The 26,900-nt window shown below is 63.4% G+C and carries 22 protein-coding genes and 1 pseudogene; 15 read left to right on the forward strand and 8 right to left on the reverse strand.

The window, feature by feature from the left end:
* Window positions 1-256: 256 nt before the first annotated feature.
* A complete protein-coding gene (locus tag JWS14_RS44275) occupies window positions 257-901 on the reverse strand; it encodes a GntR family transcriptional regulator (protein WP_105416557.1) in 645 nt (214 codons plus the stop codon).
* Between the two features lie 341 nt (window positions 902-1,242).
* Between JWS14_RS44275 and JWS14_RS44280 the strand changes: the two genes are divergently transcribed.
* The 6 genes and pseudogenes from JWS14_RS44280 (at window position 1,243) to JWS14_RS52025 (ending at window position 6,988) form a co-directional block, all read left to right on the forward strand.
* Window positions 1,243-2,592: an MFS transporter gene (locus JWS14_RS44280; protein WP_206016622.1), complete on the forward strand. Its 1,350-nt coding sequence runs from the start codon at window positions 1,243-1,245 to the stop codon at window positions 2,590-2,592.
* 469 nt (window positions 2,593-3,061) lie between these two features.
* Window positions 3,062-3,286, forward strand: a complete 225-nt coding sequence (locus tag JWS14_RS44285) for a hypothetical protein (protein WP_206016623.1) — start codon at window positions 3,062-3,064, stop codon at window positions 3,284-3,286.
* A gap of 335 nt (window positions 3,287-3,621) precedes the next feature.
* Window positions 3,622-3,959, forward strand: a pseudogene (locus JWS14_RS44290) (IS3-like element ISRhosp5 family transposase); the annotation flags it as partial.
* Between the two features lie 500 nt (window positions 3,960-4,459).
* On the forward strand, window positions 4,460-5,797 hold the full coding sequence (locus tag JWS14_RS44295) for a CitMHS family transporter (RefSeq protein WP_206016624.1): 1,338 nt from the start codon (window positions 4,460-4,462) through the stop codon (window positions 5,795-5,797).
* A gap of 109 nt (window positions 5,798-5,906) precedes the next feature.
* A complete protein-coding gene (locus JWS14_RS44300; protein WP_206016625.1) occupies window positions 5,907-6,485 on the forward strand; it encodes a hypothetical protein in 579 nt (192 codons plus the stop codon).
* A gap of 38 nt (window positions 6,486-6,523) precedes the next feature.
* Window positions 6,524-6,988 (forward strand): hypothetical protein, encoded by a 465-nt coding sequence (locus JWS14_RS52025; RefSeq protein WP_420855167.1) that lies wholly within the window; start codon window positions 6,524-6,526, stop codon window positions 6,986-6,988.
* Window positions 6,989-7,004: 16 nt separating this feature from the next.
* Here JWS14_RS52025 and JWS14_RS44310 read toward each other — a convergent pair whose 3' ends face one another.
* The 4 genes from JWS14_RS44310 to JWS14_RS44325 form a co-directional block, all read right to left on the reverse strand.
* The gene (locus JWS14_RS44310; RefSeq protein ID WP_206016626.1) at window positions 7,005-8,309 is read right to left on the reverse strand and encodes an MFS transporter; all 1,305 of its coding nucleotides are present in this window, start codon (window positions 8,307-8,309) and stop codon (window positions 7,005-7,007) included.
* Window positions 8,310-8,490: 181 nt separating this feature from the next.
* Window positions 8,491-10,494, reverse strand: a complete 2,004-nt coding sequence (locus JWS14_RS44315) for an acetoacetate--CoA ligase (protein WP_206016627.1) — start codon at window positions 10,492-10,494, stop codon at window positions 8,491-8,493.
* 20 nt (window positions 10,495-10,514) lie between these two features.
* Window positions 10,515-11,387, reverse strand: a complete 873-nt coding sequence (locus tag JWS14_RS44320) for an HpcH/HpaI aldolase/citrate lyase family protein (protein WP_206016628.1) — start codon at window positions 11,385-11,387, stop codon at window positions 10,515-10,517.
* Window positions 11,388-11,415: 28 nt separating this feature from the next.
* Window positions 11,416-12,633 carry a CaiB/BaiF CoA transferase family protein gene (locus JWS14_RS44325; protein WP_206016629.1) on the reverse strand — a complete coding sequence of 406 codons (1,218 nt, stop codon included), beginning with the start codon at window positions 12,631-12,633 and terminating at the stop codon, window positions 11,416-11,418.
* A 497-nt stretch (window positions 12,634-13,130) separates the two neighbouring features.
* Here JWS14_RS44325 and JWS14_RS44330 point away from each other — a divergent pair, with 497 nt between their 5' ends.
* The 4 genes from JWS14_RS44330 (at window position 13,131) to JWS14_RS44345 (ending at window position 18,460) form a co-directional block, all read left to right on the forward strand.
* Complete coding sequence (locus JWS14_RS44330; RefSeq protein WP_206016630.1) at window positions 13,131-14,552, forward strand: MFS transporter; 1,422 nt, start codon at window positions 13,131-13,133, stop codon at window positions 14,550-14,552.
* A gap of 143 nt (window positions 14,553-14,695) precedes the next feature.
* Window positions 14,696-16,012, forward strand: a complete 1,317-nt coding sequence (locus tag JWS14_RS44335) for an MFS transporter (RefSeq protein ID WP_206016631.1) — start codon at window positions 14,696-14,698, stop codon at window positions 16,010-16,012.
* Between the two features lie 132 nt (window positions 16,013-16,144).
* Window positions 16,145-17,206, forward strand: coding sequence for an NADP-dependent oxidoreductase (locus JWS14_RS44340; RefSeq protein ID WP_206016632.1), 1,062 nt, complete (start codon window positions 16,145-16,147; stop codon window positions 17,204-17,206).
* Between the two features lie 159 nt (window positions 17,207-17,365).
* Window positions 17,366-18,460 carry an IS630 family transposase gene (locus tag JWS14_RS44345; protein ID WP_206016633.1) on the forward strand — a complete coding sequence of 365 codons (1,095 nt, stop codon included), beginning with the start codon at window positions 17,366-17,368 and terminating at the stop codon, window positions 18,458-18,460.
* Window positions 18,461-18,628: 168 nt separating this feature from the next.
* On the opposite strand, the gene JWS14_RS44350 is transcribed toward JWS14_RS44345, so the two are convergent.
* Entirely contained in the window at window positions 18,629-19,504 is an 876-nt protein-coding gene (locus tag JWS14_RS44350) for a mycofactocin-coupled SDR family oxidoreductase (RefSeq protein WP_206016634.1), read from the reverse strand.
* Window positions 19,505-19,580: 76 nt separating this feature from the next.
* Window positions 19,581-20,603 carry a dihydrodipicolinate synthase family protein gene (locus JWS14_RS44355; protein WP_206016635.1) on the reverse strand — a complete coding sequence of 341 codons (1,023 nt, stop codon included), beginning with the start codon at window positions 20,601-20,603 and terminating at the stop codon, window positions 19,581-19,583.
* Window positions 20,604-20,959: 356 nt separating this feature from the next.
* Between JWS14_RS44355 and JWS14_RS44360 the strand changes: the two genes are divergently transcribed.
* From JWS14_RS44360 to JWS14_RS44380, 5 genes are all read left to right on the forward strand, one after another.
* Entirely contained in the window at window positions 20,960-21,886 is a 927-nt protein-coding gene (locus tag JWS14_RS44360) for a LysR family transcriptional regulator (protein WP_206016636.1), read from the forward strand.
* 332 nt (window positions 21,887-22,218) lie between these two features.
* Complete coding sequence (locus tag JWS14_RS44365; RefSeq protein WP_206016637.1) at window positions 22,219-23,109, forward strand: mycofactocin-coupled SDR family oxidoreductase; 891 nt, start codon at window positions 22,219-22,221, stop codon at window positions 23,107-23,109.
* A gap of 28 nt (window positions 23,110-23,137) precedes the next feature.
* A complete protein-coding gene (locus tag JWS14_RS44370; protein WP_206016638.1) occupies window positions 23,138-24,130 on the forward strand; it encodes a cyclase family protein in 993 nt (330 codons plus the stop codon).
* A gap of 120 nt (window positions 24,131-24,250) precedes the next feature.
* Window positions 24,251-24,529 carry a WhiB family transcriptional regulator gene (locus tag JWS14_RS44375; protein WP_206016959.1) on the forward strand — a complete coding sequence of 93 codons (279 nt, stop codon included), beginning with the start codon at window positions 24,251-24,253 and terminating at the stop codon, window positions 24,527-24,529.
* Between the two features lie 349 nt (window positions 24,530-24,878).
* Entirely contained in the window at window positions 24,879-26,087 is a 1,209-nt protein-coding gene (locus JWS14_RS44380; RefSeq protein WP_206016639.1) for an acetyl-CoA C-acyltransferase, read from the forward strand.
* Between the two features lie 168 nt (window positions 26,088-26,255).
* On the opposite strand, the gene JWS14_RS50780 is transcribed toward JWS14_RS44380, so the two are convergent.
* Entirely contained in the window at window positions 26,256-26,543 is a 288-nt protein-coding gene (locus tag JWS14_RS50780; RefSeq protein WP_241031797.1) for a hypothetical protein, read from the reverse strand.
* Window positions 26,544-26,900 lie beyond the last annotated feature (357 nt).

The following is a 26,900-nucleotide window of genomic DNA, read 5'->3' on the forward strand; positions in this document are numbered from 1 at the left end:
GGCGAGTTCACCGACACTGCCCCAGTCGATCATCCCGGCCGCGTCCGAGAGAGGGGCAGGGTCCGGCCCCCCGACGGTGCAGGTCAAAACTGTCCACCGCAGGCGGAGCACCTCCGGCACGCGCCGTATGCAATCACGCAGCCGACCTGTCCGTGGTGCTCAACGGCTCCGAGATCTACCCCACCCACGCTCGTCCGATAACAGTTCGCTTTGCCGATACACGCAGACTTGAAATCAACCAAGTCGTCGAGCGCCGTCAGCGCAGAATCGGCAGAAGCCGATTCAGAGCGACCTGGCGGTGTGATCCCCAGAGCGCGACTAGACGAGCGCCATCGCCGACACAAAGGGCGTCGATCATCTCGTCATGTTCCTTGGCGACAGCGGCAGCGTCAGGAAGCACACTGAGTGACAACGCGCGATAAGCCACGGACATTCGCCAGATCCGCTGAATCTCGGCTACCACCAACCGCTGAGGGGACAGCTCAAGGATTCCGCCATGGAAGCGGTCGTTATGTCGCATCATCACGTCAACATCGGTACCCGCACCCCGGAGTGCCTCGTTGATTTCCACGAGTCTGTCCAACTCGTCGTCATTCGGCGCGGATAACTCCACGAGCACTGCGGACTCAAGTAGATCACGCACCAGGTACAGCTGGCTCATCTCATCCGCGCTGAACTGAGCCACGAAGTATCCCCGGTTGCGTTCGTACTCGACCACACCATCAACGCCCAGGATCTGCAAGGCCTCACGAATGGGCCCTCGACTAATACCGATCTGCTGAGCAAGGTCCTCCTGGCGCAGTTGCTGGCCCGGGAGTAACTCACGGCGCATAACCAACTCGCGGATGCTGGCTGCCGCGCGTAGCACTGCCCCCTCGCCCGACGCCTGGCGATCCCTCATATAGCCACCTCCGTGGTGTCTAGCAACGAACCCGCGTTGTCAGGGCGCGTACCTGGAGAAGCGCGAGCCCTCCCGACGCACACCGGCTCATTGGCTGCGACTCTGGCGCCCATGCACCCACTGTTACACCCGGAACGCTAACCGTCAAAAATGCCGAGACAACGACAGTGCCACGCGATCGGTGGCATCACGCTCCCCAAATGGCCTGTTCATCTTGCCGCCGCACGAATCATTGCCGATTGCCGGCAATCCGGCTCCGATCCATTGACATACAGGCGCGGCTACCGCTTCAATGAACGCTCACCAGATCGGCTCCAATAATGGAGACGAAGGAGACGCCAATGACGGTACCCACGTCCCAAACCCGGCGACAGCCACGACGAGTTGCAGCAGCGACCTTCGTCGGCACGGCGGTGGAATTTTACGACTTCTACATCTACGGCAACGCCGCTGCGTTGATTTTCGGCAAGGTATTCTTCCCCGACCTCGACACCGCGACCGCCACGATCTTGAGCTTTGCCACCCTGGCAACAGGGTGGATCGGCCGGCCCCTCGGCGGCCTCGTCGCCGGGCATTTCGGCGATCGAGTCGGACGGAAAGGGATGCTCGTTCTGTCCCTGGTGCTGATGGGAATTTCGACAACAGCCGTTGGCTTCTTGCCAACCGCTGCGATGATCGGCGCCGCAGCCCCGATACTGCTCGTGCTGTGTCGCATCCTTCAGGGACTCGCGGCGGGCGCCGAGTACGGCGGTGCAGTGGTGATGGCCCTGGAACACTCCGATCCCAACCACCGCGCCCGCAACGCGAGCATCCCGAACGCCGGCGTCATTTTCGGGTTGGTCCTCGGAACCGCAGTCTTCTACCCGATCACCCTTCTCCCCCAGGACCAGCTGATGACGTGGGGCTGGCGGATCCCATTTCTGATCAGTTTCATCCCCGTACTGATCGGGCTCGCCATCCGGATGCGCGTAACCGAGAGCCCCGAGTACTTGCGTGTCGCCGATGCCGGGAAACCGCAGCGCCCGCCGGTGATCGACGTTCTCCGGTCGCATTGGCGCCAAGTACTCGTCGTGGTCGGCGCGCATATGGCCCCCAACATCTGGGGGTACACGATGACAGTACTGATCCTGTCCTACGCAACGACCTACGCCGGCTACTCACGCAGTGCGCTTCTGCTCGCTGTGACCATCGGCGCTGTGGTCGAAACCTTGACGATCCCGTGGTTCGGGTCTCTCGCGGACCGCTACGGTCAACGCCCCGTTTACATCGCGGGACTGGTGGGGATGGCGGTATGGGCGTTCCCATTCTTCCTGATCGTCCGAGAGGGCTCCGTGCCCCTGCTCATCCTCGGGCTGGTCGTCGCACTGGGCGTGGTGCACGCCAGCGTATATGGAGCCCAAGCGAGCTACTTCGCCGAACTCTTCCCCACCAGTGTCCGTTACACCGGTTTGTCGCTCGGCTACCAGACCGCGGGAGCCCTGTTCGGCGCGACGCTGCCCGCGCTCGGTCTCATCATGATCGCCTGGAACCACGAGCAACCTTGGTACCTCACCCTCTACCTGGTGGTGGCCGCTGCCGTCAGCGCCACAGTCTTAATCCTCGCCCGCACCGTTCGGCGATACTCCGACAGCACCGAGTCGATGTTGAACGAGCGGCAGAGCGACGAACTGCCGATCGCCTCGCAAACGTAGCGCGGTGACGATTACAAGGGGGCTACCCTCGGTAGCCCCCTTGTCCTTCAGCAGCACCGCCCCTCCCGGGGGGGGAAATGGAAGTATGACCGGCCCTTCGTCAACCTGGTCACCGCAATAATGCCCCTTGGTGGCACGCCCACCGACAAATCATTAGCACTCCACCAACGAGAGTGCTAAATTCTCGGTAGTCGATGACGCGGGCCAGCGAGAAACCGCTGGGCCCACACAGTCGCTGGTCCAAGTGCAGCGCAATAGCTGCTGCCCGCGTCGGAGCAGTGATTGGAGGGTGGCCCTCGAACGATTGGCACATCCGATTCCGTGGCACCGACGTCCGGGCAACCCGCCGACGCACTGGAGGAGGAACCTGACCGCCGCTACCCCGCGCCAATCAGGTGTCACTGGCGACGCGAGTTCCGCCGCCCGCGGACGACCGCGATCGCCGCGCGGGGGATCACGGTTGCCCTCAGTGTCATTCGCCCTGGGGGCATTGTCCATCGCGTCGTTCTGGGTGTTCGGACTCGGGTTCGTCCTGGGCGTGAGCGCGGTGGTGTGCGGTGCTCTCGCCACATCTCGGTCGGGCATGGCGGACGATGAGCCAGCCTCGCTGCGGGCGTTGCTCGGAGTCGTCGCCGGAGTCGCGGGGATCACCGTGTCCGCGATCGCTCTCTTTCCCGTGCTCGAGTACCTGTGACGCACCAGCCCATGCACCTCCCGTCCTCGACCTTCGGAAGGATCCGCACCGCCGGTGACCGACCGTCGGTCCGGCGCTGCCGACCACCGTCGTGTGCACCGGGTCAACATTCCTTCGCCCCTCCCTGACCATGGATATTCGAGGACGATCACGTCCTCGGCATCGAGCAAGCCCTGTGTGGCGGCCTGCTCGTAGACGGTGTCGGCGGTGACCAAACCCGGGTCTCACAAACGCATCTCGTAGGGCGGGATGACGCTGTCGAGGTCGAGCAATCCGTGCCGTCCGGACATGATGTTGGTGTTGTCAAGCGTGGTGAGCCGGCGCGCGGCCTCCCCGAGTCCGTGCTTGAGGAAGAGATCACGCAGCTCAGGGCCCAGGTCCGGAAGCTCGAGACCGAGCGGGAGATCCTGCGCAGAGCCGCGAAGTATTTCGCGGGCGTGACGAATTGGTGAGCCGCTTCCAGTTCGTTGACGACCACTGTGACACCGTTCCGGTGAAGTGGCCGTGCCAGCTCCTCGAGGTCTCCCGATTCGGGTTCTACCGGTGGCGGGCCTCCCGCGCCGCACGCGGCCGCGCCGACGAGGAACTGGCCGAGCGGATCCGTGGGATCCATGCCGACTCAGACGGCACCGGGGCGCCGCGCATCGCGGCCGAGAGGGACGCCGGGATCGAACGCATCGACACCGGCACGGCGGGATTGACCGTGCTGCTGGAGGTAATCGCCGAGAGCGGAAGCGTACCCGGCACCCACCCCTATCGCGATCGAAACCGACAAGAATCTGCTCGCCGTGGCCTCACCCATGCGTCGCATTGCCATTGCGGCGCAGGCCACTTCTCGCCCATACGCCTCGTTGACTGACTCGCGATAGGAGGTGGTTCGGCGATCGGCCGCCTCTGAGGGTGTCGGCAACTGCGGACAGCGTGAGCGCGGGGCCGCTGGTCAGGTCGTATCGCAGGTGACTAACCGCTTGCCCGTCTGGTCAGGCCATCGACCACGTCGATAACACATAACAAAAAGGCATGATTTTATGCATTTTTGATGTTGGACCTTCATAGGTCGCAACCCGAATACTTTGTGATTGCCACCACAAGAGTGGCGCTGTTCGCAGGGTGTGCCGGGGAGCCGCCAGCTCGGCATCCTTCACCGATGTATCCGCAGAGAAGGGCTTCATCTTGGCTGCTGTGCTGGGCTTCGCCACTATCTTGGCATTTTTGGGGTTGACGACGTTTACGCGTCGGTTCTCGGTGCCCGTTGCACTCATTCTCATCCCGATTGGGGCGGCCGTTATCGGCGGCTGGACTGGCGATCTCGGCGAGATGATCAGCGAAGGCATGATCAAGGTCGCGCCCGTGGCGATCATGATCGCTTTCGCGATCCTCTATTTCAGTCTCATGGTCGACGTCGGACTCTTCGACCCGGTCATCCGGCGGGTGCTGCGATGGGCAGGAGGAAGTCCCGCCAAGCTCGCAGTCGGGACCGCCCTGATTACACTGCTCGTCGCGTTGGACGGCGACGGGACCTCGACGTTCCTCATAACGGTGACCGCGCTCCTGCCGATCTATCGGCGGATCGGGATGCGACCGGTCGTACTCACCGGGATTGTCGCCCTAGCCGCTGGATTGATGAACATCATCCCGTGGGGCGGACCGACCGCCCGCGCAATGGCAGCGCTGGACATGACCAGCGGGGACATTTTCATCCCGCTGCTGGGACCTATGGCGGTTGGTGCGCTCTGGGTGATCGCGGTGGCGTGGTTCCTGGGACGGCGGGAAGCCCGCCGGATCGGAACCCTCACACTCGACGAACCGACAATCAACGCCAGGCCGGAAGGCCCGGGAGCTATGCGCGCGCCGGAGACCGAAACCATAGCCGGGCCGCGCATTCCCGTCGGTCGCGCTGCACAGGCGTTCAACGTGATTCTGACCCTCGTGCTGGTCGTCATCCTGCTCCTGCAGCTGGTGCCACTCCAGGTTGCCTTCGCGATCGCTTTCGCGCTGGCCCTGATCGTGAACATGCCGTCCTGGTCCGCTCAACAGGACCTGATGAAACGACACGGCGGCAACGTCACGATGGTCGTGCTGATGGTGTTAGCAGCCGGCGTACTGACCGGCATCATGACAGGATCGGGCATGATCGATGCGATTGCCCAGACACTCGTGTCGTGGGTTCCCGACTCCGCAGCGTCGCTGCTGCCAGTCATCACCGCGCTTACGGCAATGCCGCTCACTCTCGTAATGACCCCTGACGCTTACTACTTCGGAGTGGTACCGATTCTAGCGGAGACCACCGCATCCTTCGGCGGCGATCCAGCCGAGATCGGTCGTGCTGCACTACTCGGCATGGGCACGACCGGGTTCCCGATAAGCCCGTTCGCAGCCGCGACGTTCATCCTCCTCGGCCTCAGCGACGTTGAGCTAGGCCGCCACCAGCGATACATCTTCGGTTGGGCCTTCGGCACCACGGTCGTGATGACAATTGCAGCGCTAACGCTAGGCGTGATCACCCTGTGATGGGGCACGGGACGCGAGTGGGCCTCGGGCTGGTCGCGTCAGTGGTCGATTCCGACGAAGGCTGCGCTGTTCCAAGGCCCGCAAGCGTCTAGGTTCGGTGCCGCTGCGCATGCTGTACGAGACGATCGCGGCCCCGCTGGCCGATCCGCAGGTTCCGGGCGGTTTCTACCAGTCGTGGCAACTGATGAGTATCGATGGTTTGACGTTGGATGTGCCGGACGCCGAGGCGAACGTCGAGTATTTCGGCCGGCCGCCGTTCTCGCGCGGCGGCGGCCGGGGTGGGGCGTTTCCTCAGGTACGGGTGCTGGGGTTGGCCGAGTGCGGCTCGCATGCGATCGTCGACGCCGCGTTGGGAACGTACACGCAGGGCAAGCGGACCCTGACCGAATCGATCGTGCGGTCGGGGATGCTGCTGCTTGCCGACCGCGGATTCTTCAGATACCGGCTGTGGCAGATGTGCGCCGACACCGCTGCCGATCTGCTGTGGCGGATGAGGCCGGGCGGTGCTTCCTGTCGAAACGCGCTATCCGGAGGAATCTTTCGCATCCGACGTGTACCCGGGAACGAAGGCGCACCGCAGCCGCACCGACGGCATCGTCGTCCGAGTGATCGAGTACACCCTCGACGTGATGGGGCGAAGACGGCGAGCCCATATCCTCGGGCGAGCCGACGACGTACCGGCTGCTGACCACGATCACCGACCCGGAGGCCGCGCCCGCCGCCGAGTTGGCCGGGCTGTATTCACAGCGGTGGGAGATCGAGACCGCGTTCGACGAACTCAAGACCCCACCAGCGCGGCCGGGGGTGGTTATGCGGTCGAAAACCCCCGACGGAGATCCAGGAGATCTACAGCCACCTCTACGTGCACTACCCCATCGCTCCCTGATGCACTCGGCAGCAACCGATTCCGGACACGATCCCGGCCGGTTGGCGTTCACCCGCACACTCCGGGCCGCTCGCCGCACCACCGCGAGCCACCCGAGCTTTCCCCTCGAACCCAGAATGATGCGAACCGCCGTGTCACCACGGATATCCGCCACGAACGCCTGCCTCCCCGACGTCCCCGCATCAACCCCGTGTGGTCAAACGCAAGATGTCCGTCTTCCACATCAAGCACCCCATCACCGGAACGCACCCCGCATCGGCCGCCGCCCTGTCGCCCTCTCGGGCGACTCCGTGCCCTCTCTATAAGTAAACGGGATTGAGACTAAAGAGGTGTTGGTTGTATCCAACGCCGGTTTTCGGCATCGGTCGATGCGGCCAGCTTGTCGCGGTCTTGTCGCTGGACGACTCTGCTGCACCGTGCGATTCCGATCATTGCAACAGCCCACAGCACGGCCTGTAGTGACCACGCGACGCGGAAAGAATCGAACGAGTAGCCGCCTGCCGCGTTGATAGCGACGCCCATGCCCTGGAGAAGGACCAGCGAGCCGACATACCCACCCAAGTTGGTGATCGCTTGAGCGGTTCCCAAGGTTGCAGGCGGGTTGGAGGTTCGGGCCATGTCCAAGGCGATGACCGCAGCGGGTCCTCCCAATCCGATGACTGCCATCAAGATCACCAGGGCCCACAGCGGCGCTGTGGTCGGTAACGCCAGTACCGTTGCCCATGTTCCGACGAGGAGAGCGATGTAACTGACAGCCATCTGCAGGCGGCGATGGGGATAGCGGCTCGTCGCGATTCCCACGACGGGAGCGGACACCACCATGACCACAACGGAGAGGCTCATCAGTGCGCCGGCCATATGTGGGGAGAGATTTTGGCCGAGGATGAGATAAGGGAGGCCCCACATCAACGAGAACGCGTTCATCGAGAACTGGGTGCCCATGTGGGTGAAGAAGGCGAGGCGGGTGCCAGGCCGACTCCAGACTTCTCTGACGGGTGCAGCCGCCGCCCGCCGGTTGCTGACAGTCGTCCTCGGGGGCTCATTCTCCGGGCCAGGAAGTCTGTCGCGTACGCACAGGACCGTGAGCACCACGGCCAGGGCGCCTACTCCTGCGGCGCTGAGGTAGGCGGTGGTCCAACCCCGAGCTTCGAGGAGCGCCAGGAAGGGTACCGCGGACAGGACCTGCCCGAGTTGACCTCCGATGCCGGTCAGCTGGGTGACGACCGGTACACGGCGGGGCGAGAACCATCGAGGGACCAGCGAGATCACTGCGATGAACGTGAGTGCATCGCCCAGACCCACCAGCACCCGCGCGGTCAGCGCCAGTCCGACCTGGTCGGTGACGGCCAGTAGGGCTTGCCCGCCGGCCATGATCGTGCCGCCGGTGGCGATCATGATTCGAGGTCCGTATCGGTCGAGTAGTACCCCGGCGGGGATCTGGGCGCCCGAGTAGACAACCACCTGGACCACGACGAACGTCGAGAGCACTCCTGCCGTAACGCCGAACCTCTCGGCGGCGTGCACGCCCGATACGCCGAGTGTCGTGCGGTTCAGTACCGCGACGATGTAACCGAACATGCCGATGCCCCACACCAACCAGGCACGTCCAGCGAAGGTCGACCGCATCGCCATGTTCTCCTCGTGTCTGCCGTGTCGATGACCGGTGTCAGTCCTCCTCGGGTCGGCTCAGCGTTGTATGGGGTGATCGGGCTCGACTCCGGCGATGTCGTGGGCAGTTAGTCGTACTGATGTGTAAGACCTGTCCCGATACGCGAGATCGGCCGACAAACCGGGGGCGATTCTTCTGTCACTTCGCACGGTGCGCTGCCGCGGCCTCGACGAACGGGAAGAGCGACTGTGGGTTGCGGAGCGCATCGAGACTGATTGCTGCTTCCGGGTCGGCGCCGTTGAGGATCTTCTTGATTGGAACCTCGATTTTTTTGCCGCTCAGGGTGCGTGGGACTTCGTCGATTTCGATGAAGCGGTCCGGAACATGGCGTGGTGACAGCTGCTTTCGTAGGTTCGCGGCAAGCGACGGTGTGAGGTCGGTGAGTGCGGAGCCGTCGGCAACGACCACGAAGCAGAGCAGTTCGCCGTGTGTTCCGGCCGAGGAGGTGTCGATGACCAGGGAGTCGAGAACTCCCTTGTAACTCTCCACGATCCGATAGAACTCGGAGGTGCCCATGCGGATCCCGCCGCGGTTGAGGGTCGAGTCGCTCCTGCCGGACACGATGAACGTCCCGCGCTCGGTCATCAACGCGGAGTCGCCATGGCGCCAGACTGCTGGATAGGTGTCGAAGTACGATTCCCTGAGTCGGCTTCCGTCGGCGTCGTTCCAGAAGCACACCGGCATTGCGGGCATCGGCTTGGTCACGACGAGCTCACCGACTTCGCCCACGACCGGTCGGCCAGAATCGTCGTAGACAGCCACCGCCGCGCCCAAGGTTGCGCATGGGATCTCGCCCACCCATACGGGGACGTCGGGACTCGCACCGACCAGGGCGGTACACACATCGGTGCCGCCTGAGACGCTGGCGATTTGCACGTTCTCACCGATCGCTGTCGCCAGCCACCTGAATCCCGGTTCGGTCAGCGGTGCGCCCGTTGATCCGACCGTGCGTAGGGCGGACAGGTCGTACTGGTCGCCAGGCGTCAGACCCTCCCGGCTGCAGCTGTCGATGAACAGGGGGGAGGTGCCGAAGTACTTGACTCGGTGTCGCTCGGCCAGGCGCCACAGCACCGTGAAGTCCGGGAAGGTCGGGCTGCCGTCGTAGAGAACGATCGTCGAACCGACCAGCAGACCACTGGCCAAGAAGTTCCACACCATCCAGCCGGTGGTGGTGAACCAGAAGAATCGGTCACGCGGCCCGAGGTCGCAGTGCAGACCTATGGCCTTGAGATGTTCGAGGAGCATCCCGCCGTGTCCGTGCACGATCGCCTTCGGCAGACCGGTCGTTCCCGACGAATACAGAATCCACAGGGGGTGGTCGAAGGCGACCGATTCGAACTGCACCGGCGAGCCGGCGTATCGGTCCAGTACCTCGTTCCAGCTTCGCCAGGGGCGGTTGTGCGCGGACGGGTCGTCGTAACCGAGGTAGTCGACGACGATCGTCGCCCGCAGACTCGGCAGGTCGTTCTGCAACTGGGTGACCGTCGGCCGGATGTCGAACTGTTTGCCGTTGTAGTGGTAGCCGTCGACGGCGATGAGCACAGTCGGTGACACCTGGGAGAACCGGTCGCGGACGGCGCTCATCCCGAAGTCCGGTGAGCAGGACGACCAGATCGCACCTAGGCTGGCGGTCGCCAGGAATGCGATTAGTGTCTGTGGGATGTTGGGTGCGAGCGCGACTACTCGGTCTCCCTTTCCGACGCCCAGTTCCACCAGCGCCGCGCGCACCGCTCCAACCTGTGCGCGCAGCTCGCCGTACGAGATCGCGTCCGAGAGGCCGTCCTCACGCTCGAAGATCACCGCAAGGTCGTCATCGAGTTTGCCTTCCTCGGCCCGCAGGGCGTGCTCGGCGTAGTTGAGGGTGGCGCCGCGGAACCACACCGTTTCGGGCATCTGTTGGTCGACGATCACGTCGCTCGCGTGGGTGTGGAAACGGACCTCGAAGAAGTCGGCTACCGCGGTCCAGAACCCGGCCAGGTCGGTCACCGACCATTGCCACAGTGCCTGGTAGTCGGGCAGGTGCACCTGCCGTTCTGCGGCCAGCCAATCACGGAAGGCCTGCATGTGGTTGGCCTCCGATGCTACGGCGGTGGGGTGCCAGAGCACCTCCGGTACCGTCGCTTCGCTGACATGCTGTTTCATCAATTTCCTTACCGGGACGCTCAATCGGTGGGTGTGGGCGCGAACCGTTGCAGGACCATGCGCGCTGTTTCCGCCATGGCCTCGTCGACCATCTCGCCCTCGAAGGCCACGACCCCACTGCCGGCGGCTTGTGCTTGTTCTACCGTGGTCAGCAGCCTCTGCAGTCGTGCAAGTTCGTCCGTTGTGGGGGAGAAGACTTCGTTGATCACCGGGATGTGTGTCGGGTGAATGGCCACCATGCCCTCGTAGCCGAGAGACCGGTTCTGTTCGGCGAATGCGCGCAGACCGGGCAGGTCGTTGACGCGCGTCCAGAGTCCGGTGATCGGGTTCGGCGACCCGGCTGCTCGGACGTCGAGCAGCACGCGGGCTCGTAGTTCGATGGTCTCGGTGTTCTCCGGACTCCATCGGAAGCCGACCGCCCTGGCCACGTCGCCACCTGCGCCGGTGACGGCTCCGAGGTAGGCCACACGCTGCGACGCCGCTGCGATCGCGTGGGCGTCGCGCAGGCTTTTCGCGGTCTCGAGCACCGGCATCAGAGCGACCGATCCGCTGGGCAGGTGTTGTTCCTGTTCCGACCATCCGATGAGCGCATCAACAACACGCACCTCGTGGTCGGTGTCGACCTTGGGAAGGACGATGCCGGCGAGCCCGGGGCTGACAAGCCTTCGGATCGCGTCGGCACTCGACCAGCAGTCGACCGGATTGATCCGTACGAACAGGCGAGGTTGGTCGGTGTGTGTGCCCGCGTCACGAACGATGTCGGCGACCTGGTTGAGCGCGGTGGCCTTTTCGTTCTCGGGTACTGCGTCTTCGAGGTCGAAGATCACCGCGTCTGCTCCGGCCCGTCGCGCTTTGTCGAGCCAGTCGGGTTTGGTTCCTGGGACGAACAGCATCGACCGGAGCGGCGGACGGACGATCTGGTTAGACAACGCGGTGCCGTTTCAGCTCGGCAATTTCCTGCTCCGACAGACCCAGCCAGTCCTTGTAGACCAGTGAGTTGTCCTCGCCGAGTGCGGGGCCGGTTCGCCACACACCACCCGGCTTCTGGCGAAAGTGCGGGATTGCCGCCTGCATCCGTACCGGTCCGAGCTCGGGGTCGTCGACGGTGATGATGTCTTCGCGTTCGGCGTAGATCGGGTCCGCGACGATGTCTGCGGCGCTGAACACGCGTGAGGCCACGACTTCGGCGGCGGACAATGCTGTGAGGGTGTCGGCCGTCGTTCGGTCGGCAATCCACTCGCGCAGGCCTTTGTCGAGACGCTCCTTGCCGGCCTGCTGTTGGGCGGAAGTTTGGAACTCGGTCTCCTCGAAGCCGAGAAGACGCGCGATGTTGACGACCGAGCGCAAGGTTGCCGAGGTCACGGTGATCCAGTCACCGTCTGCTGACTGGTAGCTGTTGATCACTGCCGCGGGAGCGACAGCCAGTTGGTTGCCTGCGCGCATCGGGTCGATTCCCAGCTGGTCGTGGGTGATGATCTGCCACTCCACGAGGCGATACAGCGGCTCGAACAGCGCCAGGTCGATCCACTCTCCGTCGAAGTGGGGATCGGTGGCGCGGCGGTACGCCGCGGCCATGATCGCGTAGGCACCCATGAGTCCGGTGACTGCGTCGCCGTGGGAGAACCCGGTGTGCACAGGGGGGCCGTCGGGAAATCCGGTGAGATGTACGACGCCACTTCGTGCTTCGCCCATCTTTCCGAAACCTGGCGCGTCGGCGAGGGAGGTGTTCGCTCCGTACCCGGAGATCTGCAGCAGAATCACCCGCGGGTTGATGCGATGTATCGATTCCCAGTCGAGTTGCCATTTACGGAGACGCTCGTTTCGCAGGGTCACGATGACGACGTCGGCCCATTCGACGAGGCGGTGTGCGACGTTTCGGCCGGCTTCGTGATGAAGGTCGAGCGTCACCGAGCGCTTGTTTCGGCCGGCCACTTTAAACCACAGCGGGACCTCGTCACGCTTGGGGCCCATCTGCCGGGCAGCGTCGCCGACGCCCGGTGGCTCGACGTGAACCACGTCTGCACCTTGGTCGGCGAGCAACGAGCCGGCCATCGGGCCCGCCACTACGTGAGCGAACTCGACGACCTTGAGCCCGTGAAGCTGCCCGCGTCCAAAGGTGAGGTCTTCGTTCGCACTCACAACAACTCCCTCGATTTGTTCTGTACTCCCGGCGATTGCCGGCCACCAGCACGGTGTGGTGTCGGTCTCCACTCTCGCGCCTTTATCCAATGCAGGTCCAGCAATACTGGTGCATTAATAAATGCGTTCTAATCATGAATTGAGCCTGTGGTTAATCGGGACTCGCCGAAATCCGTCCACGTGCTCGACCTTCTGCGTCAACGACAGCACACCAGCGATTAATGCTCTGGACGCATCGCGATATGCCGAATCAATGCTGGACAGCACGAGTTGGCTGGCCCAATACTTTGTGGGAGTGATCACATCTGGAGGTTGAGATGGCCGAAAGACACCCGCACGAAGCCGGGATCGACCACCGCCCTGTCATCCCGCGAAACAGAGGCAATGGCTGATCGCTGACACCAGTAGGTAGCGCCTGTCGATGTGATCGCTCCGCGACTGCGGCGGGTTCGATGACCGAGCGCTGGCACCATCGATACCAAGTAACAGGAGGACCCATGTCCGTGCCCATTCCCGTCGGAGGCTCAGAATCACCTCCGGCACGGATGAACAAGATGGAGAAGCGCGCTGCGGTCAGTGGCACCGCGGGGTCCGCGCTGGAGTTCTTCGACTTCGCGATCTACGGGGCACTCGCAGCGTCGCTGTTTCCCGACTTGTTCTTCAGCAATCTCGGAAGCTCCGGCGCGTTGCTCGCGTCCTTCGCGACATTCGGGGTCGGCTTCCTCGCCCGCCCCTTCGGTGCGATCCTCTTCGGTCACCTCGGTGACCGCATCGGCCGGCGCCCGGTGCTGTACATCACCCTGGCGCTGATGGGCACGGCGTCGGCGGTCATCGGGCTGCTTCCCACGCACGGCGGCATCGCGATCGCCACGATCCTCGTCGGCTTGCGCTTCCTCCAGGGCTTCTCACTCGGCGGCGAGTACACCGGAAACCAGTTGATGGCGATGGAACACGCCAACAGAACCCGCCGAGGTCTGTTGGGTGCATTCGTCGGCATCGGGGGCCCGGTCAGTCAGGTCGTGGCCAACCTCACCCTGGTGGTGTTGACCGCTGCGCTCACCGAGCATCAATGGGAATCATGGGGCTGGCGTATCCCGTTCCTGACCAGCATTGGGATCGTCGCGGTCGCCGCCTACATTCGTCTCAAGCTGACCGAGACGCCTGCCTTCGTCGCGCAGCAGCAGCAGCCCACTCAGGTGTCCAGCGGCAACGACGAAACCGGCCGCGGGCTGCGCATTCTCAGGACCCATGGCGGTCTGATCACCAAACTCGCGTTGCTGTGGTGTGGCCCGTCGCTCTGCTACTACCTGGCAGCGGTGTACGGCTTGAGCCTGCTCACCCATCAGGGTGGATTGACCAGCAGAACGACCTTCATCATCTTGCTCGTTGCCAACCTGTTCACCATCCCTGCCTGCCTCGCCGGTGGCTACCTCAGCGACCGCGTCGGCCGCAAGCGCATCATTCTCCTGGGATTCATGGGAGCCGCGATCGGGGTGTCCGCCTTCTTCGCCCTCGCGCTGACACAGGCCGTTGTGGCCATCACCGCTGCGTTGGCCCTGACGATGAGCTCGATCCTGTTCGCGACAGGCGCTCAGCCGGCACTGTTCGCAGAGCAGTTCCCGACGAAGTCGCGGTTCTCCGGATCGGCGCTCGCGTTCACCCTGGCGAACCTGGCGTTCTCGGCGCCGGCCCCGTTGATCGCCACTGCTCTCGCCGACGCAGTCGGCACGCGAGCCGTCCTGTGGTTGGCGCTGGGATCGCTGGTGATCTCGCTGCTGGCCTGGACGACCGTCCGTGACCGGACCGGGATCGATCTGACCACCTTCACCGACGACGATCGCGATCCATCGGCAACTTCCTCACCTGCCGGGGGAAGTGCGGAACCGACTCGGCGCGTCCCGCGATCGATCGGGACGTGACCACAAACGCTGTCGCTCGGACCCAAACGGTGGCCGGGTCCTCCCGTTGTGCTCTCTAGCGGCCCGGCCACCGCCCCTCCATCAAGTTCTCAATCGTTCGAGTCGATCGCCGCCGGGCGGCCGACGTCCGAAGGAGTATGCACATGCACGACAAGAATCTTCGGCAGCAACCTGGTGAAGTGCAGAGACCGCCGGATGATCCGTCGACAACCTTGGGCGCAGCTCTCGACAACGGGTGGAGCAGCATTTCGCGCAACGCCTGGAAGGTGACGCTGCTGTCGCTGGGCGGATGGGCGTTGGTCAGTGTGGACACGGCCTTGTGGGCCGTGAACTACCCGCTGATCGCCGAAGAGTTCGACATCAGCGACAACATGATCGGCGTCATCTACGCCTTCATCTACGCCGCAGGCGCCCTGGCGACATTCGCAGCCGGACCGCTCATGGACCGGATCGGACGGAAGCCGGTCTACCAGCTCTGCCTCTTCGCGGCCATTCTCGGCAGTGTCCTCACCGCCGGGGCTCCCGGCATCATCATCTTGATCATCGCCCGATGCGTCACTCAGGCGGGCGCCCAGGCAGAGTGGATGGCAGGCCAGGTCCTCGTCGCGGAGGAAGCTCCTGCACGTTTCCGCGGCAGACTGATCGGCCTGGCGCAGATCGGGTACCCGTTGGGGTTCTTCTTCGCCGGCCTGCTGTCCTTCGCGATCGTCCCGCTGTTGGGCTGGCGGTGGGTGTTCGCCTGCGGTGTGCTGCCCATCATCATGATGCTGTGGGCCCGCAGAGCGATCAAAGAGAGCGCCCACTTCACCGAGATGACCGCGAAGACCACCAAAGAAGAGCGCGGACGCATCCGCGACCTGTTCGCTCCGGGTCTTCGCCGAACGACCATCCTCATCACCGTGTGGAGCTTGTTCCAGACACTCGCATTCGGTGGACTGGCGAGCTATATGCCGACCATCTTCGAGCGCTTCGGTGTCAGCCTCGACAAGCTCTACCTCGCCAACATCATCGCGACCGGTGTGGCAGGGTTCGGCTATTTCGCCTGCGCGTCGGTCGGAGAGTGGATCGGTCGGCGGGAGGCCGCCGCCATCTGGCTGATCCTCGGAGCTGCCGGCGGGGTCTTCATGGCGACCGAAGGACGCACCTTCGTCACGCTGACCATCGGATACTCGTTGTTCTACTTCTTCGGAGTCGCACACATCTCGGCGGCCATCGGTTTCGTGGCCGAGAGTTTCCCCACTCGCCTCCGAGGGAGCGGCACGAACTTCGCCACCGCCGCTCAGATGATCGGCTTCATGTTCGCCGGCCTGACCGGCCCCATGCTCCTCAACTCCGTCGGGGTGGTCGCCAGCATGTGGATCTGGCTGGTCGTATTCCAGCTCATCGCCGCCTTCGCGCTGTTGGGTATGAAACGGATACGCCCCGGCACGGAACTGGCCGATGTGGAGATGCCGGGATGACCGGTCCGGCTCGACCACCAGCCCCCCGATACTGAAGGCTCGACTCGCAGATGACGCCCTCGACCGAATCGCCACCTTCACCTCATAGCCGTTCGAAGACGCACGGCGCTGGATTGCAGAGGAACCACACGAATGACCGACACCACCCCTAACTCACTTCGCACAGGTCTGCGTACCGAAGTGCGTTTGGTCAGCTACCCGAAAGGGATTCCGGAGCCCAGCGACTTCACCCTCGCCGAGGTGCAGCTGCCGACACTGCGAGAGGGACAGATCCTCGTCCGCAACACCTTCATGTCCGTGGACCCGTCGATGCGAATCCGGATGAACCCCTCCCCCGGCACCAGCTCATACCTGTCGCCGTATCAACTGAATGCACCGCTTGAGGGCTGGGCGGTCGCCGAAGTTCTGGAGTCGCGGCATACCGGCTTCACACCGGGAGACCACATCACGCATTTCAAAGGCTGGCGCGACATCGACGTCCTCGATCCCGGTTCCCGCGGATACCGAGATCCCCTCAAGGTCACCGTGGACAGCACCACGCCCCCGTCGTCCTACCTCAACAGTCTGGGTGTCAGTGGCCTCACGGCATGGGCAGGAATCTGCTGCCTGGCCGAGGTCCGCCGCGGAGACATCGTGTTCGTCTCCGGCGCGGCCGGCTCGGTGGGAAGCCTGGCGGTGCAGATCGCCAAGATACTGGGCGCCACGGTGATCGCCAGTGCCGGCTCCGCCGAGAAGGTCGAGTACTGCAGGACTGCGCTGGGCGCAGATGCAGCATTCTGCTACCGCGACGGCCCTGTCGCCGATCTACTGCACGAGGCGGCCCCCAACGGTGTGGACGTGTACTTCGACAATGTGGGGGGTACACATCTGACCGCCACGCTCGACGAGATGAACGTCGGCGGCCGCATCGTCATGTGCGGCGCAATCTCCGGGTACTCGAGCAGCGACGGTCCACCGCCCGGACCCCACAACCTGTTCAACATCACCGCCAGGTCACTCACCGTGCGCGGGTTCCTTGCTCAGATATTCGCCCATCGCTTCGACGAGTTCCGCACACAGATGATCGAGTGGAGATCCAGGGGACTGATCCTGGAGCGTGAAACCATCGTTCAGGGACTGGAGAACGCGCCCGCCGCCTTCATCGACATGCTCAGTGGCGTCAACACCGGAAAGATGATGGTCGACCTGCGCTGAGTCGCTATCCGCATTTGCAATTCACCTGCCCCGGGGCCCACTCGCCCCGGGGCGGCGTGGTACTCACCCACGGAGGCGGACCATCCCACACAGGTCTGTCCGCATCCCCTCCTGGTGTCGTACGCCATAAATTCGTGCTTTAACTTGATATCCTGAGGCATGCCTCGAACCGGACGCCCGAAGGCTGAGTTGATGTTGACCGATAACGAACGCGAACAACTCGTTCGATGGTCGCGGCGAGCGAAAACCCCACAATCGTTGGCGCTGAGGTCGCGGATCGTGTTGGCCTGCGCGGAGCCGGGGATGACCAACAAGCAAGTCGCGGCAGACCTGGGGATATCCGCCAACACGGTCAACAAATGGCGCGGGCGCTTCGTCGACCGACGCCTCGACGGCTTGGTCGACGAACCTCGACCGGGTCGTCCACCGTCGATCTTGCTGGACCGGGTCGAAGACGTGGTTACCGCGACACTGGAAACCTCCCCGGCCAATGCGACGCACTGGTCGCGTACCTCGATGGCCAAGCGCACCGGCCTGTCACCGTCGACGATCGGCCGGATCTGGCGCAAGTTCGAACTCAAACCGCATCTGACCGATGGTTTCAAGCTTTCCACGGATCCGCAGTTCGTGGACAAGGCCGTCGATGTTGTTGGCCTTTACCATAATCCGCCCGAGCGTGCCGTAGTCCTGTGCGTGGACGAGAAGAGTCAGATGCAGGCATTGAACCGTTCCCAGCCGGTGCTGCCGATGATGCCCGGCATGCCGGAACGGCGCAGTCATGACTACGCCCGCAGCGGCGTCACCAGCCTGTTCGCGGCGTTCAACATCGCCGACGGCACGGTGATCTCCGAGCTTCATCGACGTCACCGGGCCGTGGAGTTCAAGAAGTTCCTCACCGCGATCGACAAGGCCGTCCCCGACGAGTTGGACGTGCATCTCGTCTGCGACAACCTGGCCACCCACAAGACGCCGGCAGTGGGCGACTGGTTGGCCAAGCACCCACGTTTTCACGTCCACTTCACCCCGACCGGGCCCTCGTGGATCAATCAGGTCGTGCGATGGTTCGCATTCCTGACCGATCAGCTGCTCCGCCGTGGTGTACACAAAAGCGTTGCAGCACTGGAGAAAGACGTTCGCAACTGGATCAAGACCTGGAACGACGACCCGAAGCCGTTCGTCTGGCACAAGACCGCCGAGGAGATCCTCGATTCCCTCGCCAAATATATCTCACGAATTTCTGACGCGGGACACTAGAGAGCACCGATCTACGGAAGGCGACCAAGCCCAAGGTGTGGATCGCGCAGCCGCCAGAAATACCCGGAACCCGTCAGACGCCCCAGCCTTTATCGGCTGGGGCGTCTGACGGAAGGGCCCCTGTGAGAACCCCGTCCTTTCTTTGCAGGGTTACAGCGCGGACACGCTTCAGGAGAGCTCAGCGATGCGCTGTCCGATAAAGGCCGTAATGCCCGGGGGTTGAGTCGTCGTGCCTGCATCGACAGGAAGCGAGATGCCGGTGACGTACTTGCCGTCGTCGGAGGCCAAGTACAGGACTGCCTTCGCCACCGCCTCCGGCTCGATCCACGGAACCGGCAGCTGGTGTAGCGCCGTGGCAGGGAACTTGAGGGACTCGACCGTGGGATTCGGCTCGTTGGGAGCGAACCTCGACAGGTTGTATTCGTTGATGAACATGTCGGTGGAGACCGCGGTCGGGCAGACCGCATTGACTCTGATCCAGTACTTCGAAAGATCGGCTGCGAGTGCCTTCACCAACCCGATCACGCCGTGTTTCGACGCGGTGTAGGACGGGTTGTTGTAGTGCGCGACAATCGAGGACGACGAACCGATCACGATGATCGAACCGCCGCGTTCCTTCAAGTGCGGGATGACTACCGATGCTGTCCGATATACCCCGGACAGGTTCGTCGAGATGACGGCATCCCACAGTTCATAGCTGTCGGGGTCGTCCGGCTCATGCGGTATGGCGATGCCATGGTTGATGACCACGGTGTCGAGTTGTCCCAACTCCGCCACGGCCTCATCGATCACCTGTCGCATCCGAGCGCCGTCACGGGCGTCGACGACATAGCCGAGGCACCGCTGTCCGAGCCCACGAACGATCTCAACTGTTTCGTCGAGGTCGGCCTTCGTGCTCATCGGGTACTTCACACCCGGAATCTGCTCACAGATGTCGGTGAGGATGATGTCGGCACCCTCGGCGGCGAGCTCTCGGGCGTGTTCACGCCCCTGGCCACGGGCGCCGCCCGTGATGAGCGCGACCTTGCCTTCCATCCTCTTCATTGGTTCCTCCTCAACATCGTCACGGACGGGGTTGCCGTCCTCGGGAGTCGACGCTCGACCCGCAAGATTGTCAAATTCACTTCGGATTTCGCCCGACGTAGAAGAGATCGTCGTCGGCATCGGTGACCGGCAGTCCGGAGGCCTCTGCACCGCGCCTGAGAATGCCCATCTGCGCGGCGCTGATACGCATGTGCGGTTGACGGATCGGTCCACCGTTGAAGCCCACGAGCCATCCCTGGTACTTCGCGTGCATCCGCGGCACGAGACCGCTCCCCATCGTCAAGTTCGAACAGACTGCGGCGTTCGCCTGCCTGACCGGCGCCAGCTTCCAGTACAGGTCCATACCTTCGTCCCAAGTCGAAGGCTCGGAAAGCAATCCGAGCATGCGTGGAACCTCACCGGCGAACGTCTCGTAATTGGATGTGCCCATGAACCGCATGCCGTAGTTCGCGATCCACGCCGGAGCGTTGAGCTCCTGCGGATCTGACACCACAACACGGTCGCGGAAGGCCTCGAAGACGGCAGCGATTCCTCCAACCCCTGGGGCACCGATCTCGTTCTTGATCGCGCAAACCTGTGGGATCTCCTCAACCATGCGCTCGAGCAGATCGATCGGGAATCCCGAGGGATGCAGACAACCGAACCCGAAAGCGTCCATCCCGAAGATAATCAACCCGAGCTCGCTGGCCGATGCCACTGCTTTCGTGAAATCGAAGACTTCATCGAACGTCGAGGGGCGGAAGTAGAGAGGATAGGACGGCATGACCAGATCGACTCCAACCCGCGCAGCGTCTTCAGCCGAGGCCACCGTTTCGGCGAGGGTTGGTTGCGATGCTTGAAGCACGGTGATCAGGTCATCACCGGCCTCGTCGACCACGATCTCGCAGAACCGCGCCATCTCTTCGAGCGTCGTACCGGCCTCGGAGACAATGAGCACGGCGGACATTCCGTAGCGCTTCTCCATCCGGATGTCGTGACGGATGGCTTCTTCGTTGAGATCGCTCAAGTCCGCGGTGAACGTCGGGGTCACACACCCACAACAGCCGACAAGCGACTCCTTCGCCCACTGTCGGGCTTCACCTCTGCTGTACTTGGCCATGTGTGTTTCCTCTGCGAATCGTAGGGGCGTCGAGTCCGTCGGTATCGGGGACGCAGGTGGTGGCGGATGCAGCGACCCCTAACCAGGAATTGTCTGCTGGCCCGTCCCGCCGCGAGCGTCCCGTACCAGTCGCCCGTCTCGGGCGCGCCTTATCTTGTTGTGTTCGATTGTTCGATACGTGCGCGGCGAGACCCACGAGGTAGCGACTGAGATCCGCCGCTTCCGCACTGGGCCCTACAGAGGGGTCACCTCGCCGCAGGCCGCACCACCCATTCTCGGACCGTAACCTCTGATCGTCTAGCAACAATCACACATTATTCGATGCACAGAGAGCATTAGTTGGATACGCTGGCGTGATGGACGCCAGTCTGCGGCAACTCGCCGCCTATGCCGCCGTCGCCAAGGCCGCCAGCTTCACGGCGGCAGCCGCAGAGCTGCACGTTTCGCAATCGTCCTTGAGTAGGACTGTGGCCGAGCTCGAGCGCTCGTTCGGCGGTCAGCTGCTGGAACGGGATACGCGCAACGTCACTCTGACTCCGGCAGGCGTTGAAGCGTTGCGCATCGCGGAGCAGATCATCAACGCCCACCGAGCAGGGATGCGCGAGCTCCAGCAGTTCATGCTGGGCGGCGCCGGCACCGTCTCGGTGGCAACGATGCCGTCGGTCGCCGCGGTCGTCCTTCCGCAGGTGATCAGCATGTTCAAGCAACGTCGACCGAACGTGTCGGTGCAGATCATGGATGGTCTTGAGCGCTCGGTACTCGACCGTGTCGCTTCTGGTGAAGCAGACTTCGCGATCTGCACCGTCGGATCACCATCTCGTTTGCTGGAACACCGCCCGCTGGTGCGCGATCGCTTCGTCGCCGTTCTGCCGGCGAACCATCCGCTGACCACGCACGACCAGGTGACCTGGCGCGAACTCGCAGAGGAGTCGTTCTTGGCCGTCGGGACGAATTCCAGTGCCCGTCGTCTCGCTGACGCTGCATTCGCGCAGGTGGACGCCTACACCGCGCCCGCTGCAGAGGCCAGCAGCGTCGCTACGGTCGGGGGACTCGTAGCGGCGGGACTGGGGGTGTCGGCAATCCCTGCGCTGGTACTACCTCTCATGGCACCCGGATCGGTGGAGCACAGACCGCTCGTCGATCCCGTGGTCGAACGCCACCTCGACATCGTCCAGCGAAGCAAGCAACGGTTGTCGCTGGTCGCACAGCACTTCCTCGAAGTTCTCGATGAAGCCCGAGATCAAGGCCTACCTCTCAACGAAGGGGCGGCATGGGCCCGATGACGGATGGCCAACCGGCAGGACGTCGACGGGCCTTCTGAGCGGCGCGGACCAACCTACAGCGCCACCTCTTCGGTGAGCACTGGCACAATCAGCGACCTCCGAATATTCATGATTAGAACGCATGAATTTATCGATGTGCGATGCTGGACTTGCAATCATGGTTGACGGCACGATGAGACCACAGATGTGAACTGCGTTACTCGCACTTGGGCGGCGGCGCTCCACATCTCGAACTCTCGCTGCTCGCGTGTCGGTCGTAAACCGCGAAGGAGTTCGATCGGCCGTATCCACAGGATGGTCGACATCAGCGTCTCGCACGAAGGAGCGAATACATGGGAAAGATGGACGGCAAGGTCGCGCTAATCACAGGCGGCGCTCGCGGACAGGGACGTGCACACGCACTCCGACTGGCGCAGGAAGGTGCCGACATCGTCATCACCGACATCTGCAAGCAGATCGAAGGTGTGCACTATCCGCTGGCCGATGAGTCCGATCTGGCTGAGACCGAGAAGCTCGTGCGCGAACTGGGTGTGCGGTGTCTGAGCTTTGTCGCCGACGCCCGAGACGCTGCTCGCATGAAGGAAGTCGCTGATCGAACTGCCGACGAGTTCGGCCGGCTCGACACGGTCGTCATCAACCATGGAATCGGCCTACCGCACGGAATCGACGAAGAGTCACTCGAAATCTGGGACACGGTCATCGAGACCAACTTAAGCGCGGTCTGGCGCACCGTCGTCGCGACCCTCCCACTTCTCAAGGCCACAGGCGAGGGCGGTTCCATCATCGTCACAGGGTCGGCTGCGTCACTGGTCGCGATTTTCAACAACGCCGCCTACACGGTGGCGAAGCACGGCCTGATCGGACTGGTCAAGTGCCTGGCCGCCGATCTGGCGCAGGACTGGATCAGGGTCAACGCAGTACTGCCCACCAACGTCAACACAACGTTGTTCATCAACGAGTACAACAAGTCTCGATTCTGTCCCGACAAAGAAGATCCGACCATCGACGACATGAAGACCCCCGCCGAGTCGCTCAATCTTCTTCCCGTTCCTTGGATGGAGCCCGAGTACGTGTCCCATGCCGTGTTGTACCTAGCCTCTGAAGAAGCCAAGTACGTCACGGGAATCGCGCTGCCCGTCGATGCCGGGATGACCATCCAGCCGCCCGGCATCACCCCCTTCGTCGGCAGGATGATGGCCGAACTCAAGCAGGGCCTGGACTGACCTTTCACCACCGGGGCGAGGAGAAATCATGACCGACGACTGGCGCCAGGTCGCCGATCGGGTCCGCAACTGGGGACGCTGGGGAGCAGACGATCAACTCGGGACGCTGAACTACATAACCCAGGACAAGATCTCATCCGCCGCGCGTCTGGCGCGTCGCGGAGTGCGTTTCAACCTTTCGATACCTGTGGATGCGTACGGGCCCCAGAGCGCCCACGGCTTTCGGCGTAATCCCGTCCACATGATGACCCTCGACGGCGGCGACGCCGACATGTCGCGCGCACTCGAAACGCAGAAGACGGGGGGCGGTGCCCAGGAGGCCGAAATCATTGAGCTCTGGAAGGGCCCGATGCGGTACACCGACGACTTCATCGTCATGCCGCTGCAATCCGGCACGCAGTGGGACGGCCTCGCGCACGTCTACTACGACGATCGGCTCTATAACGACCATCCGGCAGCTTCGGTGACCAGTGCCGGTGCGATGCGAAACGGCATCGAGCACCTCGGCGCCAGCGGGGGAGTAATGGGACGCGGTGTACTCCTCGATGTCGCCAGGCACTGCGGGGTGCGGCGACTCGACCCCGACGTCGCGATTGAGCCGAATCTTCTTGACGAGGTCGCGGACAGCCAGGGTGTCGCCATCGAGGAAGGTGACATCCTGTTGATCCGCACAGGCTGGTGGACACATTTCCTGGACCACCGCGACGGTGCCACATGGCAGAAGGCGGCCCCCGGGGTCAGCTGGAAAGTAGCGGAGTGGCTTCATGAGCGCCGTGTCGCTGCAATCGCGGCGGACAACATCGCGGTCGAACGCAGAACCCCGGAAATCGACAACCACGTACTGCTATTCCACATGCTCACCATCAGAGACATGGGTATGACGCTCGGCGAGATCTGGGATCTGGAAGCACTTGCACAGGACTGCGCCGACGACGGCGTGTACGAGTTCTTCCTGTCTGCCACTCCCCTGCTCGTCACCGGAGCAGTCGGATCGCCCGTGACCCCTGTTGCAATCAAGTAGATCGCGGTGGAGAGCGCCCGGGCCGCCAGTTGTGCGGAAGAACACTCCCGGCAGGCTCGGCTTTTTGTTGTCCGTGCAAACCACCCCGGCGTTCATAGCGAAAAAGTTGGGCGCCCGGATATGGCGGTGCCCCGACCGAACCGGCGCACCCACTGGGGGTGGCAACTGCAGGCCGAATGCCGAGACGTTGATCCGGGCCTGTTCTTCCCGCGAGACGATGAGGGCCGTGGAGACCGCATTCGGCGAGAACGTCAAGCAAAGAGTCTGTGTCTCCACTGCCCAGTGTGTCTCCAATGTCGTCAGCATGCGCTGACCGCACGAGAACCCTATGGGATCTGGGGAGGAACCACCGAGTCCGAGCGGCGGACACAAAGCAGGACTACAGCGTTGGAGCCCTGATCAGCGCAAGTAATCGGTGTCAAACCTTCGCCGAAGGGGACTCGTGGTACGCAAGTAGTGAAGGCTGGTGCAGGGGTGGCGGGTCGTAATGGGATCCGCAGAAAGTGTGTTCTGCCACCGCCGCCTGACCTTTCAGGGGCTGTCAAGACGTGCTGGCGAGCGCGGCGCGACCTTGAGATGGAGGCGTGCGTTTCGTTCTGAACAAAGCTGTGTGTGCCGAGCATCCACGCCATCGACAACCCGACCGCCGTTTGGACCAGTTTGTGACCCTGGACCACGCCCCGCCCGGTCGCGCGCTATCAGCCTCGCGACCGAGGCCATCGACCAATCCCCCCTGGAAGGAAACCTCATGACACGAGAAGCCGTCGTCGTCTCCACGGCACGAACCCCGATCGGCAAGGCCTACCGCGGCGCCTTCAACAACACCCAGCCGCAGCACCTCGCCGCCCACGCGATCACCGCCGCGGTCGAGCGGGCCTCGATCGACCCCGGCGAGATCGACGACGTCGTCCTCGGCTGCGCCATGCAGGAAGGCGCCTCCGGACTCAACATCGCCCGCCAGGCGTCGCTGCGCGCCTCGCTGCCGGTCACCGTGCCGGGTATGACCATCGACCGCCAGTGCGCATCCGGGCTGATGGCCATCGCCACCGCCGCGAAACAGATCATTGCCGACGGCATGACCGTCACGGTCGGCGGCGGCGTCGAATCGATTTCGCTGGTGCAGAATGATCACGCGAACCGCTACCGGGCCCGCGATCCGTGGTTGGTGGAGAACCTGCCGCAGACGTACATGCCGATGCTCGAGACGGCCGAGATCGTCGCCGAACGCTACGGCGTCTCCCGCGATCGCCAGGACGCCTTCGCACTTCTGTCCCAGCACCGCACCGCCGCCGCTCAGCAGGCGGGGCTGTTCGATGCCGAGATCGTTCCCCTCACCACCACCAAAGCGGTCACCGACCGCTCCACCGGGGAGGCCGGCGTCGAGACGGTCACCGTGACCCAGGACGAAGGCAACCGCCCACGGACCGATCTCGCCGGACTCGCCGGGCTGCGCACCGTCCTCGAGGACGGGCAGGTCACCGAGAAGGCCACCGTCACCGCAGGCAACGCCTCCCAGCTCTCCGACGGCGCCTCGGCCGCCGTGCTAATGGAGGGCCGGGAGGCGGCCCGCCGCGGCCTCGATGTCCTCGGCACCTACCGAGGGATGGCCGTCGCGGGCAGTCACCCGGACGAGATGGGCATCGGCCCGGTCCACGCCATCCCGAAACTGCTCCGCCAACACGACCTGAAGATCGACGACATCGACCTGTGGGAACTCAACGAGGCCTTCGCCTCCCAGGCGGTGTACTGCCGCGACGACCTCGGCATCGACCCCGATCGTTTCAACGTCAACGGCGGCGCCATCTCCGTCGGCCACCCCTACGGGATGAGCGGCGCCCGCCTCGTCGGACACGCACTACTCGAAGGGCGTCGCCGCGGGGCCCGATACGTCGTGGTTACCATGTGCATCGGCGGCGGCATGGGCGCTGCCGGACTGTTCGAGATCTGCGGGTCTTGAACATAATTGGGGTGTCAGCGGCGCAGTCCCGCGACGGCGTGGCTCGAGCACATCAACGCGCAGGACCGTGCAGCGATTCAATCGCACGCCTCGGTATCACGACTCGGTCCGGGACTCTCCATACACCACACCAAGTTGCTCATGACAACTTCGTGATGGTCGGGGACACTACGTTGAGAGTGCCGCGTACAGGAGCATGCAGACGCCGCCAAAACACCGACCGTGATTAAGATTCCCACCAGGTTGTCGAGAGCCAAGGAGGCGAAAGGGGTTGAGCGCCGTTCTGCGGTCACCGGCGTCCTTTTGACCCCGGTCAATCGGACTCCACGAGTAGCCGTTCACGGTCGCGAAGAAGTCACGGTCACTGCGCACGCGGACATCGGCGCGGGGGTCGATCGCCGACGCGTAACGCATGAACGGCACGCGAGCGTGCGTGTTGACCGTCTTCTTGCTCATGCCAATAAGCTTCGCCACTTCCGATTGGGACAGTCCCCGGAGAAGTGCGTCCTTGACGAGCGCCTGGTCGACGTAGTTCTCGGCCAGAAACTGCAGGTGTTTGACGAGTCGCGGAAGCCGACAGGTACGCGACTGTGATATGGCACACCGGGAGGCGTGCCGGATATGCTCGTCGGTGGCATCGCGGAGGAGTTCGAAAGTCGGTACGCGGAGCGGATCCGCCGCCGCCGAATCCGGGTTCGCCTCTGGCCCAGTGGTAGCGCGGAGTCATGCGCCCGGGTGCCGCGTCGCTTGTGCTGTTGGTGAGCACTCGTAGGCGACGGCGCCCTGCGCATCAGGCGGTGTCGAAGCATTCGG

It is taken from the genome of Rhodococcus koreensis, from assembly GCF_017068375.1.
In the GTDB taxonomy this organism is placed as follows: Bacteria; Actinomycetota; Actinomycetes; order Mycobacteriales; family Mycobacteriaceae; genus Rhodococcus_F; species Rhodococcus_F koreensis.

Bases quoted from the DNA above. Each gene is read 5' to 3' on its own strand.
- JWS14_RS44275 (WP_105416557.1), bottom strand. From the start codon at position 901: ATGAGGGATCGCCAGGCGTCGGGCGAGGGGGCAGTGCTACGCGCGGCA.
- JWS14_RS44280 (WP_206016622.1), top strand. From the start codon at position 1,243: ATGACGGTACCCACGTCCCAAACCCGGCGACAGCCACGACGAGTTGCA.
- JWS14_RS44300 (WP_206016625.1), top strand. From the start codon at position 5,907: ATGCTGTACGAGACGATCGCGGCCCCGCTGGCCGATCCGCAGGTTCCG.
- JWS14_RS44310 (WP_206016626.1), bottom strand. From the start codon at position 8,309: ATGCGGTCGACCTTCGCTGGACGTGCCTGGTTGGTGTGGGGCATCGGC.
- JWS14_RS44315 (WP_206016627.1), bottom strand. From the start codon at position 10,494: ATGAAACAGCATGTCAGCGAAGCGACGGTACCGGAGGTGCTCTGGCAC.
- JWS14_RS44320 (WP_206016628.1), bottom strand. From the start codon at position 11,387: ATGCTGTTCGTCCCAGGAACCAAACCCGACTGGCTCGACAAAGCGCGA.
- JWS14_RS44330 (WP_206016630.1), top strand. From the start codon at position 13,131: ATGTCCGTGCCCATTCCCGTCGGAGGCTCAGAATCACCTCCGGCACGG.
- JWS14_RS44335 (WP_206016631.1), top strand. From the start codon at position 14,696: ATGCACGACAAGAATCTTCGGCAGCAACCTGGTGAAGTGCAGAGACCG.
- JWS14_RS44340 (WP_206016632.1), top strand. From the start codon at position 16,145: ATGACCGACACCACCCCTAACTCACTTCGCACAGGTCTGCGTACCGAA.
- JWS14_RS44345 (WP_206016633.1), top strand. From the start codon at position 17,366: ATGCCTCGAACCGGACGCCCGAAGGCTGAGTTGATGTTGACCGATAAC.
- JWS14_RS44350 (WP_206016634.1), bottom strand. From the start codon at position 19,504: ATGAAGAGGATGGAAGGCAAGGTCGCGCTCATCACGGGCGGCGCCCGT.
- JWS14_RS44355 (WP_206016635.1), bottom strand. From the start codon at position 20,603: ATGGCCAAGTACAGCAGAGGTGAAGCCCGACAGTGGGCGAAGGAGTCG.
- JWS14_RS44360 (WP_206016636.1), top strand. From the start codon at position 20,960: ATGGACGCCAGTCTGCGGCAACTCGCCGCCTATGCCGCCGTCGCCAAG.
- JWS14_RS44365 (WP_206016637.1), top strand. From the start codon at position 22,219: ATGGGAAAGATGGACGGCAAGGTCGCGCTAATCACAGGCGGCGCTCGC.
- JWS14_RS44370 (WP_206016638.1), top strand. From the start codon at position 23,138: ATGACCGACGACTGGCGCCAGGTCGCCGATCGGGTCCGCAACTGGGGA.
- JWS14_RS44375 (WP_206016959.1), top strand. From the start codon at position 24,251: ATGGCGGTGCCCCGACCGAACCGGCGCACCCACTGGGGGTGGCAACTG.
- JWS14_RS44380 (WP_206016639.1), top strand. From the start codon at position 24,879: ATGACACGAGAAGCCGTCGTCGTCTCCACGGCACGAACCCCGATCGGC.
- JWS14_RS50780 (WP_241031797.1), bottom strand. From the start codon at position 26,543: ATGAGCAAGAAGACGGTCAACACGCACGCTCGCGTGCCGTTCATGCGT.